At 62.2% G+C, this 11,521-nt stretch carries 11 protein-coding genes; 3 read left to right on the forward strand and 8 right to left on the reverse strand.

The genetic code is table 11. From position 1 onward, the window contains the following. Positions 1-111 precede the first annotated feature (111 nt). Complete coding sequence (locus AC3WRD_RS03860) at positions 112-975, reverse strand: LysR family transcriptional regulator (protein WP_102619666.1); 864 nt, start codon at positions 973-975, stop codon at positions 112-114. Between the two features lie 16 nt (positions 976-991). Beyond that, on the reverse strand, positions 992-3,259 hold the full coding sequence (locus AC3WRD_RS03865) for a heavy metal translocating P-type ATPase (RefSeq protein ID WP_102619665.1): 2,268 nt from the start codon (positions 3,257-3,259) through the stop codon (positions 992-994). 84 nt (positions 3,260-3,343) lie between these two features. On the opposite strand from AC3WRD_RS03865, the gene cadR reads away from it, so the two are divergent. Beyond that, entirely contained in the window at positions 3,344-3,793 is a 450-nt protein-coding gene (gene cadR, locus AC3WRD_RS03870; RefSeq protein ID WP_007953454.1) for a Cd(II)/Pb(II)-responsive transcriptional regulator, read from the forward strand. A gap of 59 nt (positions 3,794-3,852) precedes the next feature. Here the strand turns inward: cadR and AC3WRD_RS03875 are convergent, their stop codons facing one another. From AC3WRD_RS03875 to AC3WRD_RS03885, 3 genes are all read right to left on the reverse strand, one after another. Further along, a complete protein-coding gene (locus tag AC3WRD_RS03875; protein ID WP_011336420.1) occupies positions 3,853-4,824 on the reverse strand; it encodes a thymidylate synthase in 972 nt (323 codons plus the stop codon). Positions 4,825-4,874: 50 nt separating this feature from the next. Further along, a complete protein-coding gene (gene lgt / locus AC3WRD_RS03880) occupies positions 4,875-5,690 on the reverse strand; it encodes a prolipoprotein diacylglyceryl transferase (protein WP_096817506.1) in 816 nt (271 codons plus the stop codon). An 82-nt stretch (positions 5,691-5,772) separates the two neighbouring features. Continuing rightward, positions 5,773-6,555 carry a sulfite exporter TauE/SafE family protein gene (locus AC3WRD_RS03885; protein WP_096817504.1) on the reverse strand — a complete coding sequence of 261 codons (783 nt, stop codon included), beginning with the start codon at positions 6,553-6,555 and terminating at the stop codon, positions 5,773-5,775. A gap of 129 nt (positions 6,556-6,684) precedes the next feature. On the opposite strand from AC3WRD_RS03885, the gene AC3WRD_RS03890 reads away from it, so the two are divergent. Continuing rightward, positions 6,685-7,431, forward strand: coding sequence for an NRDE family protein (locus tag AC3WRD_RS03890; RefSeq protein WP_102619664.1), 747 nt, complete (start codon positions 6,685-6,687; stop codon positions 7,429-7,431). 31 nt (positions 7,432-7,462) lie between these two features. Here AC3WRD_RS03890 and ptsP read toward each other — a convergent pair whose 3' ends face one another. Both ptsP and AC3WRD_RS03900 read right to left on the reverse strand, forming a co-directional pair. Then, complete coding sequence (ptsP, locus tag AC3WRD_RS03895; RefSeq protein ID WP_096817498.1) at positions 7,463-9,742, reverse strand: phosphoenolpyruvate--protein phosphotransferase; 2,280 nt, start codon at positions 9,740-9,742, stop codon at positions 7,463-7,465. A gap of 22 nt (positions 9,743-9,764) precedes the next feature. Then, complete coding sequence (locus tag AC3WRD_RS03900) at positions 9,765-10,244, reverse strand: RNA pyrophosphohydrolase (RefSeq protein ID WP_003229203.1); 480 nt, start codon at positions 10,242-10,244, stop codon at positions 9,765-9,767. A gap of 143 nt (positions 10,245-10,387) precedes the next feature. Here AC3WRD_RS03900 and AC3WRD_RS03905 point away from each other — a divergent pair, with 143 nt between their 5' ends. Further along, positions 10,388-11,044, forward strand: a complete 657-nt coding sequence (locus AC3WRD_RS03905) for a histidinol-phosphatase (protein ID WP_096817495.1) — start codon at positions 10,388-10,390, stop codon at positions 11,042-11,044. Between the two features lie 22 nt (positions 11,045-11,066). Here the strand turns inward: AC3WRD_RS03905 and AC3WRD_RS03910 are convergent, their stop codons facing one another. Continuing rightward, complete coding sequence (locus AC3WRD_RS03910) at positions 11,067-11,492, reverse strand: DUF2269 domain-containing protein (protein WP_102619663.1); 426 nt, start codon at positions 11,490-11,492, stop codon at positions 11,067-11,069. Positions 11,493-11,521 lie beyond the last annotated feature (29 nt).

Below are 11,521 nucleotides of genomic sequence, written 5' to 3' on the forward strand. Positions count from 1 at the left end.
CGTTCCCACGCTCTGCGTGGGAATGCAGCCCGGCACGCTCCGCGTCCCAAGAGCGGACGCAGAGCGTCCAATGAGGCATTCCCACGCAGAGCGTGGGAACGATCATTACGATCAGGCCGGGGACATTTCCTGCGCCAGCCCGAGAAACGCCGCCGGCAACCGGGCGTTCTTGCGTTCCTTGAGGCAGTAGAGGTATTCGGGGATCTGCGGCGCATTCTCCAGGGTCAGCACCCGCAACTGCGGATCATGCGGCACTTCCTGGCGGGCGATGATGCTGATGCCGATGTTGCGCAGCACCGCTTCGCGGATCGATTCACGGCTGCCGATCTCCAGCAACGGGCCGAAACTGACCCCGGCACCGGCCAGCAATTCTTCGGTCAGGCGACGGGTGGTCGAGCCCGGCTCACGCATCAACAGGGTATGCCCGGCCAGCGCGCTCAGCGTCACATGGTCATGCGCCGCCAGCGGATGATTACGATGCACCGCCAGCACCAGCGGATCGCTTCCAAGCACCCGGCGGATCAGCCGCGCATCGTCGAGCAATTGCGACGATGCCGCGACATCCACCCGGTAATCCTCCAGCGCTTCGAGCACTTGCTGCGAGTTGCCGATTTCCACCGACACTTCCACCTGCGGCAGCCGTTCGCGGAAGGTCTTCACCAGATCGAGGATGTAATACGGCGCGGTGGCGGCGATGCGCAGGGTGCCCTGAACCTGACCACTGTTACGCAGGAAGAACTCGATATCGGCCTCCTGCTGCAACAGCGCCTTGACCATCGGCAACAGCCGCGCACCTTCATCGCTGACACTCAGGCGCCGGCCGCCACGGTAGAACAGCTCCACCGAGTACTGACTTTCCAGATTACGGATCTGGGTGGTCACGGTCGGTTGGCTGAGGCCGAGCTTTTTCGCCGCCAGCGTGATGCTGCCCAGGCGGGCCACCATGTAAAACGCTTTCAGCTCGGCACTCAGCACAACCGCCCCTCTTCCTCTATTTGCGCAACAGGCGCAAACCGTTGAACACCACCAGCAGGCTCACGCCCATGTCGGCAAACACCGCCATCCACATGGTGGCGAGCCCGGCGAAGGTTACCCCAAGAAAGATAGCCTTGATCACCAATGCCAACGCAATGTTCTGTTTCAGGATGCTGGCCGTGTTGCGGGACAAGCTGATGAAGGCCGGAATCTTGCGCAGATCGTCGTCCATCAGGGCGACATCGGCGGTTTCAATCGCCGTATCGGTGCCAGCCGCCGCCATCGCAAAACCGATCTCCGCCCGAGCCAGTGCCGGCGCATCGTTGATGCCGTCGCCGACCATGCCGACCCGACGGCCCTGCGCGTAAAGGTCTTCGATGGCTTGCAGTTTGTCAGTCGGCAACAAGTCGCCCTTGGCCTGATCGATCCCGACCTGCGCCGCAATGGCCTGCGCGGTGTGGACGTTGTCGCCGGTGAGCATCAGGGTTTTCACGCCCAGATCGTGCAGCTGGCGAATCGCTTCGCGGCTGGTTTCCTTGACTGTGTCGGCCACGGCAAACAATGCCAGCGGGCCGGAACGGTCGAGCAGCAGCACCACGGACTTGCCCTGTTTTTCCAGCGCGAACAGTTTTTCTTCCAGTTGCAGCGAGCAAAGGCCCAGTTCTTCCACCAAACGATGGTTGCCCAGGTGGTAGGCCTGGCCGTTGACCTCACCCTTCACACCACGCCCGGCCAGCGCTTCGAAGTTATCCACAACCAGCGTGGCGAAACCTTTATCCACAGCGGCATTGGCGATAGCCAGCGACACCGGGTGATCGGAACGCCCGGCCAGCGCGGCGGCAATCGCCGGCGCCGTGGCGTCGGCGGTCGGATCGAGGGACAGGTAGTCGGTCTGCACCGGTTTGCCGTGGGTGATGGTGCCGGTCTTGTCGAGGGCCAGATAGTCGAGTTTGAAACCGCCCTCCAGGTACACGCCGCCCTTGACCAGAATGCCTTTGCGCGCCGCTGCGGCGAGGCCGCTGACGATGGTCACCGGGGTGGAAATCACCAGTGCGCACGGGCACGCAACCACCAACAGCACCAGCGCGCGGTAGATCCAGTCGAACCACACGGCGCCCATGAACAGCGGCGGGATGATCGCCACGGCCAGGGCCAGGACGAAGACCACCGGGGTGTAGATTTTCGAGAACTGATCGACAAAGCGCTGGGTGGGCGCCCGCGCGCCTTGCGCCTGTTCCACGGCGTGGATGATTCGCGCCAAGGTGGAATTGTTCGCCGCTGCCGTCACCGCATACTCCAGCGAACCGGCCTGGTTGATGGTGCCCGCAAAGACTTTGTCGCCAACGTTTTTTTCCACCGGCAGGCTTTCACCGGTGATCGGCGCCTGATCGATAGTCGAACTGCCGCTCACGACTTCACCGTCCAGCGCGATGCGCTCGCCGGGTTTTACCCGCACACGGGCGCCGAGATCGATGCTTTTCACATCCAGTTCGATCCAGTTGCCGTCAGCCTGCAACACAGTCGCCTGCTCCGGTGTCATCTGCATCAAACCGCTGATGGCGTTGCGTGCGCGATCCAGCGAGCGCGCTTCGATCAGCTCGGCCACGGTGAACAGGAACATCACCATCGCCGCTTCCGGCCATTGGCCGATCAACACGGCGCCGGTCACGGCGATGCTCATCAGGGCGTTGATGTTGAGGTTGCGGTTCTTCAGGGCGATCCAACCCTTCTTGTAGGTGGTGAGGCCGCCGCTGAGGATCGAGATCAGCGCGATGATCGCCACCACCCAGGTCGGCGCGGCGCTGGTGAAGTGGATCACTTCGGCAGCGAGCGCCCCGACGCCGGACAGCGCCAGCGGCCACCAGTGTTTTTTCACCGGGGCGGCGGCCGGGGAATCAACGCCCGCCTCGAGCGGCTCGGCCTGCATGCCGAGGGATTTGATCGCGTCGATGATCGGCGCGGTGTCCGGCAGATTGTGGGTCACGCCGAGCACGCGGTTGATCAGGTTGAATTCCAGCTGCTGGATCCCGGCGAGTTTGCCGAGCTTGTTCTGGATCAGCCTCTGCTCGGTCGGGCAGTCCATCGCCTCGATGCGGAAACTGCTCAGCCGGGCGTCGGCGCTTTTCGCCTCGCTCAGTTGTACCAGCGCCGGCGCAGCGGCTTTCGATGAACAGCAGGAATCGCCGCCGTGGGAATGCTTATGCACAGGCTGCAATTTATGACTGTGATCGTGCCCGTCGCCCGGTTTGTGGGTGTGAGGGTGGGTGTGCTGGGAATCGCTCATTGGTCGCGTCCATGAAGGTGCCTGTTGCCAAGTAAAGACCCTGTAGCCACTATAGGGTCAAGCACCCTTTTGGAGATCGCTGTCATGAAGATCGGAGAACTGGCGAAACAGACCGATTGCGCCGTGGAAACCATCCGCTACTACGAGCGCGAAAACCTGCTGCCGGAGCCGGCCCGCAGTGACGGCAACTACCGCGTCTACACCCAGGCCCACGCCGAGCGCCTGACGTTCATCCGCAACTGCCGCACCCTCGACATGACCCTCGAAGAGATCCGCAGCCTGCTCGCCTTGCGCGACAGCCCGCAGGATCAGTGCGAAAGCGTGAATGCGCTGATCGACGAGCACATCCAGCACGTCAAGGCGCGAATCGATGGGTTGTTGGCGCTGCAGACGCAATTGCTCGACCTGCGCCAGCGTTGTGGCGAAGGGCCGGAAGCGGATCAGTGCGGGATCCTGCAACGGCTGGAAGTGAGTGGCGGAGTTGTGGCAGCGGAGGTCGAGCATTCGCATGTGGGCCGCAGTCACGGCCATTAAGAACACCAGAAACGACTGAGGGAGCCATTTGGCTCCCTCAGTGTTTAGTCACTCGTGCTTCAGACCGCCATCGGCGCGGTCATCGGCGCATGGTGCTCGTAGCCTTCCAGCGAGAAGTCGCTAGGCTCCACCAGCTCCAGCCATTCCGGCTGATAAACGCCGGTCTTGGCAAACTCCGGCACACGATCCGAAATCTTCAGCTTCGGCATGGCGAACGGCTCGCGCTTGAGCTGTTCGTTGAGCATGTCGAGGTGGTTCTCGTAGACGTGGGCGTCGCCGATGAAATAGGTGAACCAGCGCGGCGTATAACCGGTCAGGCGACCGATCAGGCTCAGCAGTGCAGCGCCTTCGGTGAGGTTGAACGGTGTGCCCAGACCCAGGTCGTTGGAGCGGATGTAGAGGGTCAGAGAAATCTCTTTGGTCTCGACATTCGGGTGGAACTGGTACAGCAGATGGCACGGCGGCAAAGCCATTTCATCGAGCTGGGCGCAGTTCCAGCCGTGGAACAGGATGCGGCGGCTGCCCGGGTCCTTGATGATCGTGTCGACGCACTGGCGCACCTGATCGATGGCTTTGTACAGCACCACGTAGGCCTGGCCGTCTTCTTCGCCCTGGGCAATCTGCTTGTAGCCATTGCTCAACGTTTGTTCAATGGCGGCGGTGTTGCTCAGCGGGATCTGCTTGTACGCCGGCCATTTGCGCCATTGGACGCCGTAGATTTCGCCGAGGTCGTCTTCGCCCTGGCGGAACGGGTTGGCCAGCCACTGGGCGTTTTCGTTGGCGTTCTGATCCCAGACCTTGCAGCCCAGCGCACGGAATTCGGCGGCGTTGTTCACGCCACGCAGAAAGCCGCACATCTCGCCGATGGCCGATTTGAAGGCCATCTTGCGGGTGGTGATCGCCGGGAAACCTTCCTGCAGATCGAAGCGCAGCATCGCGCCCGGAAAGCTGATGGTGTTCACGCCGGTACGGTTGGCCTGTTTGGTGCCGTTGTTGATGACGTGCGACACCAGATCGAGATATTGCTTCATGAGTTACCTGTGTCCTTGAGCCCCGGCCAACCGCGCCGGGGTTCGAATATTTAAGCCGTCGGTGCAACCGGTGCCGCCGGGGCACGACGGTAGGCCAGCCAGATCAGGAACAGCCCGCCGATGATCATCGGTACACACAGTACCTGACCCATGGTCAGCCAGTTCCAGGCGAGGTAGCCCAGTTGCGCGTCCGGAACGCGGACGAATTCGACGATGAAACGGAAGATGCCATAGAACAGCGCGAACATGCCCGAGACCGCCATGGTTGGACGCGGCTTGCGCGAGAACAGCCAGAGGATCAGGAACAATGCCACGCCTTCGAGCGCGAACTGATACAGCTGCGACGGGTGACGCGGCAGTTGCGCCGGGTCGCTGAATGGCGGGAACACCATGGCCCACGGCACGTCGGTGGCCTTGCCCCACAGCTCGGCGTTGATGAAGTTGCCGATACGCCCGGCGCCCAGACCGATCGGCACCATCGGCGCGACGAAGTCCATCAACTGGAAGAACGACTTGCCGTTACGCTTGCCGAACCACAACGCCGCCAGCATCACGCCGATGAAGCCGCCGTGGAACGACATGCCGCCCTTCCACACCTCGAAAATCAGCGTCGGGTTGGCGATGTAGGCGCTCAGATCGTAGAACAGCACATAGCCCAGTCGCCCGCCGACAATCACGCCCATCGACAGCCAGAACACCAGATCGGAGAGTTTCTCCTTGGTCCAGGTCGGGTCGAAACGGTTGAGCCGGCGCGACGCCAGCAACCACGCACCGCCAATGCCGACCAGATACATCAGGCCGTACCAATGGATTTTCAGCGGACCGATGGCCAGGGCCACCGGGTCGATCTGCGGGTAAGGCAGCATTGCGACTCCTCGTTAGAGTTCAAATCTTCAAAATTCCCGGGCGACGCTGCCACCTCAGGATTAAGCCAGGATTGTGGCCTGCTCAGAACAAAAAGCTCAGCCCCACGCAGAACAGCAAAGCGGCGAACAGCCGTTTCAGCAACTTCGGCGACAACTTGTGCGCCAGCCGCGCGCCGAGACGGGCGAACACCATGCTGGTCAACGCAATGCCCAGCAGCGCCGGCAGATACACAAACCCGAGACTATGGGCCGGCAGCAACGGATCATGCCAGCCCAGAATCATGAAACTTATTGCACTTGCCACGGCAATCGGCAGGCCACAGGCCGACGATGTCGCCACCGCCTGCTGCATCGGCACGCTGCGCCAGGTCAGGAACGGCACGGTCAGCGAGCCACCGCCAATCCCGAAAATCGCCGACGCCCAGCCGATCACACTGCCGGCCATGGTCAGACCGAGCTTGCCGGGCACCGTTCGGCTGGCCTTGGGTTTGACGTCCAGCGCCAGCTGCGCGGCGATCACCAGGGCAAATACACCGATGATTTTCTGCAGATTGGGCCCGGAGATCGCTTCGGCCGTCAGCGCCCCGAAACCGGCGCCGAGCAGAATCCCGACGGTCATCCACTTGAAGATCGGCCAACGCACCGCCCCACGTCGATGATGTTCACGCACGGCGTTGACCGAGGTGAAGATGATCGTCGCCAGCGACGTGCCGACGGCCAGGTGGGTCAGGATCGACGGATCGAAGCCCTGCAAGGTGAAACTGAACACCAGCACCGGAACGATGATGATCCCGCCGCCAACCCCGAACAGCCCGGCCAGCACGCCTGCACAGGCACCCAGCGCCAGATAGAGCAGAAATTCCATGCTGCCTCCAAGGCGCATCCCCAAAACCGGAGCGGCATGGTAACGGATGCATGGCCTTCGGCTCCACTGGCGATGGATGCACGGACGATGTCTGCGTAGAGTGGGCAGAAAACACACAAGGACCACCTTATGTGCCTGATCGTTTTCGCCTGGCGGCCGGGGCATGCCCAGCCGCTGATCGTCGCGGCCAACCGTGACGAGTTCTACGCCCGGCCCAGCCTGCCGCTGGCCCAGTGGCCGGAAGCGCCGCACGTCCATGCCGGACGGGATCTGGAGGCCGGAGGCACCTGGCTCGGCCTCGGCGCCGATGGACGTTTTGCCGCACTGACCAACATCCGCGATCCGCATCAGCCACCGGCCCGACGTTCTCGGGGCGAGTTGGTGGCGGGGTTTCTGACCGGAAACCTGTCGATCGATGACTATTTGTCCGACGTTGTCGCCCGTTCGCCGGAGTATGCCGGGTTCAATCTGCTGCTGGGCAATGCTCATGAACTGTGGCATTTCAACGCCCGGTCTTCGGAACCGGTGATGTTGCAGCCGGGCCTCTACGGGCTTTCAAACGCCGGGCTGGATACGCCGTGGCCGAAACTGCTCAAGGCCAAGGCTGCATTGAATGCGGTGCTGGATGATCCACAACCCGAGCAGTTGCTCGCGCTGCTGGGCGATGCGCAGACGGCGCCGTTTGCCGAACTGCCGGACACCGGCGTGGGCCTGGCGACCGAGTCGTTGCTGTCGAGTGTGTTTATTGCCAGCCAGAGCTATGGAACCCGAGCGAGTACGGCGCTGATTGTGCAGGCCGACGGGACGCGGCGGATGGTGGAGCGCAGTTTCGGGCCGTATGGCGGGCACTTGGGGGAAGTGGAAATCAACCTCTGAAGATCGCAGCCCGAAGGCTGCGATCCTGTGCTCAGAGAGGTTTGGCCGCCGCTGGACTGACCATCTTCGCCAATCCGAGGTTCTTCAGCGCCAACTGCAGCGAGCTGTGGATAACTTGCGGGTTGTCGATGGTCATCAATTCCGCCAGCAGATCCCTGGCCTTGCTCAGGTTGATCTGACGCAGCATCCACTTCACCTTCGGCAGGTTGGTGGCGTTCATCGACAGGCTGTCGAAACCCATCGCCATCAACAGCACCGCGGCCGCCGGGTCACCGGCCATCTCGCCGCAGATGCTCACCGGCTTGCCTTCGGCATGGGCGTCGCGCACCACGGTTTGCAGGGCTTGCAGCACCGCCGGGTGCAGGTAGTCGTAGAGATCGGCCACCCGTGGGTTGTTGCGGTCCACGGCCAGCAGGTACTGGGTCAGGTCGTTGGAGCCGACCGACAGGAAGTCCACCATCCGCGCCAGTTCCTTGGTCTGGTAGACCGCCGCAGGAATTTCAATCATCACGCCCACCGGCGGCATCGGCACGTCGGTGCCTTCGTCGCGCACTTCGCCCCAGGCACGGTGAATCAGGTGCAGCGCCTCTTCGAGCTCGTGGATGCCGGAGATCATCGGCAGCAGGATCCGCAGGTTGTTCAGGCCTTCGCTGGCCTTGAGCATCGCGCGGGTCTGCACCAGGAAGATTTCCGGGTGGTCGAGGGTGACGCGAATCCCGCGCCAGCCGAGGAACGGGTTGTCTTCCTTGATCGGGAAGTACGACAGCGACTTGTCGCCGCCGATGTCCAGGCTGCGCATGGTCACCGGTTGCGGGTGGAACGCGGCGAGCTGCTCGCGGTAGATCGCCAGTTGTTCCTTCTCGCTCGGGAAACGCTGGTTGATCATGAACGGCACTTCGGTGCGGTACAGACCGACGCCTTCGGCGCCACGTTTCTGCGCCCGCGCCACGTCCGCCAGCAGGCCGGTGTTGACCCACAGCGGCATGCGGTGGCCATCGAGGGTCACGCACGGCAGGTCGCGCAGGGTATCGAGGCCCAGCGCCAGTTGCTTCTCTTCTTCCACCACGTCGGCGAATTGCTTGCGCAACACTTCGCTGGGGTTGGTGTAGACATCGCCCTTGGTGCCATCGACGATCATGTCGATGCCGTCGACCTTGGCATACGGCAGGTCGACCAGACCCATGACCGTCGGGATGCCCATGGCCCGGGCCAGGATTGCGACGTGGGAGTTGCCCGAACCGAGTACCGAGACCAGACCGACCAGCGTGCCTTCCGGCACCTCGCCGAGCATTGCCGGCGTCAGTTCTTCGCTGACCAGAATGGTTTTTTCCGGGTAGACCAGGTTCTGCTGACGCTCTTCCTGCAAGTAGGCGAGCAGGCGACGGCCCAGGTCCTTGACGTCCGACGCCCGCTCACGCAGGTATTCATCGTCCATCAATTCGAAACGGTTGACGTGATCGGTGACCACCTGACGCAACGCGCCCTGGGCCCACTGGCCGGTCTTGATCACGGTGGTGATTTCGCTGCCCAGCGAGGCATCGTCGAGCATCATCAGGTAGACGTCGAACAGCGCGCGCTCTTCCGGACGCAACTGGGTCGCCAGTTTGGCCGACAAGGCACGCATGTCGGCGCGCACGCCTTCGATGGCGGTCTTGAACAGCTCCAGCTCGGCATCGATGTCGTCGATGTGCTTGTCCGGCACCACGTCCAGATCCGCCGGCGGCAACATGACCACCGCCGTACCGACCGCTGCGCCAGGCGAACCCGGCACACCGACGAACTTGGCTTCCTGGATGCCCTTGCCCTGACGGCCCAGACCTCGGATCGAACCGGTGGCCTCGGCGTGAGCGATTACGCCAGCGAGCTGCGCGCTCATGGTCACGAGGAAGGCTTCTTCACCTTCATCGAACTGGCGACGTTCTTTCTGCTGGATGACCAACACGCCGACGACGCGGCGGTGGTGAATGATCGGCGCCCCGAGGAACGAGGCGTAACGCTCCTCGCCGGTTTCGGCGAAGTAGCGGTAGCGCGGGTGATCCGCGGCGTTTTCGAGGTTCAGGGGTTCTTCACGCGTGCCGACCAGGCCGACCAGACCTTCGTTGGGTGCCATGCTGACCTTGCCGATCGAGCGCTTGTTCAAGCCCTCGGTGGCCATCAGGACGAAGCGGTTGGTCTCGGGATCAAGCAGGTAGACCGAGCAGACCTGGCTGCCCATGGCCTCTTTGACGCGCAATACAATAATCCCCAACGCCGCCTTGAGATCCTTGGCGGAGTTAACTTCCTGGACGATCTTGCGCAGCGTATTGAGCATGGCTCGGGGTCGAACTCCGTCGTCAGTCGCGCGCTAAAAGGCGCGGGGCAAGCTCTTTGAGAGCGCGGCGATACACCTCGCGCTTGAATGTCACCACCTGGCCCAACGGATACCAATAGCTGACCCAGCGCCAGCCATCGAACTCCGGTTTACCGGTCAAATCCATCCGCACCCGCTGCTCGTTGGAGATCAGGCGCAGGAGAAACCACTTCTGTTTCTGGCCGATGCACAGCGGTTGGCTGTGGGTTCGCACCAGACGTTGCGGCAAACGATAGCGCAACCAGCCCCGGGTACAGGCGAGAATTTCAACATCCTCGCGTTCCAGGCCCACTTCTTCGTTCAACTCGCGGTACAAGGCGTCTTCCGGCGTCTCCTCGGGATTGATCCCTCCTTGCGGAAACTGCCAGGCATCTTGATTGATACGGCGAGCCCATAGCACCTGTCCGGCGTCATTCGTCAGAATGATCCCGACATTAGGACGGAAACCATCGGGGTCGATCACGGCAACAACCTCGCAAACGCATGTCGCCGCATTGTTCCACAAAGATTGTGAAGGCAGCAATGAAGCTTCCTACCTTATGTGCACTCTTGTGAAAAGACCGTATTCTTGTGGCCTTTTTACTGACTTTTCAGCGGGTAACTGCAATGCGCCTGGCTTTATTCGATTTGGACAACACCCTTCTGGGCGGCGACAGCGATCACGCCTGGGGCGATTATCTGTGTGAACGCGGCTTCCTCGACCCGATCGCTTACAAGGCACGCAACGACGAGTTCTATCAGGACTACCTGGCGGGCAAACTGGATAACGCCGCGTACCTGAACTTCTGCCTGGAAATTCTCGGCCGCACCGACATGGCCGTGCTCGAGCAATGGCACAGCGACTTCATGCGTGACTGCATCGAGCCGCTGATGTTGCCAAAAGCGGTCGAGCTGCTGAAAAAGCACCGCGACGCCGGCGACAAACTGGTGATCATCACCGCCACCAACCGCTTCGTCACCGCACCGATTGCCGAGCGCCTGGGCGTTGAAACCCTGATCGCCACCGAGTGCGAGATGCAGGACGGTCGCTACACCGGTCGCAGCACCGACGTGCCGTGCTTCCGTGAAGGCAAGGTGACGCGCCTGAACCGCTGGCTGGAAGAGACCGGGCATTCGCTGCAAGACAGCTATTTCTACAGCGACTCGATGAACGACTTGCCGCTGCTGGAGCAGGTGGTGAACCCGGTCGCTGTTGATCCGGACCCGAATCTGCGGGCCGAAGCCGAGAAACGCGGCTGGTCGGTCATCTCGCTGCGCGATTGATCTCGAGATCGGGTGCCGGGCCTTAAACCGGCTTGGCGCCCATCAACCCGGCAATCGCGACAAAGCAGACAAAACTGAACAGCGCCAGGGCAAAGCTGAACCGGCCGACGCCGCCCGGCGCCTTGCGCAAGCGGTTCAAGCGCACCAGCAGCCAGAACCACGCCAGCGCCGCCACGGTGTACAGCACGCTGGAGGCCAGAATCCACGTCTGCCACAACGGCCAGCCCACCAGATGCACCATCCACCAACCCGTAAACGGCATGCTCAGCAGCGCCAGGCCCATCAGCAGCCAGACAAACACCCGTGGCCGCTGCAACGTGCGGCTGCCCGCCGTCGCATCACCTTTGCGCCGGGCCAGTAAAACCCAGACGCCCAGTCCCAGCGCACTCGCCAGCAGAACCACGGTGGCGACCATGTGCGCCGTTTTCAGGGCAGTTAACGTTTCCATTGTCCGATTTCCTTAAGGCCTGCCCATCA

This window comes from Pseudomonas sp. FW215-R2 (assembly GCF_058789255.1).

Coding starts and splice junctions, on each gene's coding strand:
- AC3WRD_RS03865 (WP_102619665.1), bottom strand. CDS start 3,259: ATGAGCGATTCCCAGCACACCCACCCTCACACCCACAAACCGGGCGAC.
- cadR (WP_007953454.1), top strand. CDS start 3,344: ATGAAGATCGGAGAACTGGCGAAACAGACCGATTGCGCCGTGGAAACC.
- AC3WRD_RS03875 (WP_011336420.1), bottom strand. CDS start 4,824: ATGAAGCAATATCTCGATCTGGTGTCGCACGTCATCAACAACGGCACC.
- lgt (WP_096817506.1), bottom strand. CDS start 5,690: ATGCTGCCTTACCCGCAGATCGACCCGGTGGCCCTGGCCATCGGTCCG.
- AC3WRD_RS03885 (WP_096817504.1), bottom strand. CDS start 6,555: ATGGAATTTCTGCTCTATCTGGCGCTGGGTGCCTGTGCAGGCGTGCTG.
- AC3WRD_RS03890 (WP_102619664.1), top strand. CDS start 6,685: ATGTGCCTGATCGTTTTCGCCTGGCGGCCGGGGCATGCCCAGCCGCTG.
- ptsP (WP_096817498.1), bottom strand. CDS start 9,742: ATGCTCAATACGCTGCGCAAGATCGTCCAGGAAGTTAACTCCGCCAAG.
- AC3WRD_RS03905 (WP_096817495.1), top strand. CDS start 10,388: ATGCGCCTGGCTTTATTCGATTTGGACAACACCCTTCTGGGCGGCGAC.
- AC3WRD_RS03910 (WP_102619663.1), bottom strand. CDS start 11,492: ATGGAAACGTTAACTGCCCTGAAAACGGCGCACATGGTCGCCACCGTG.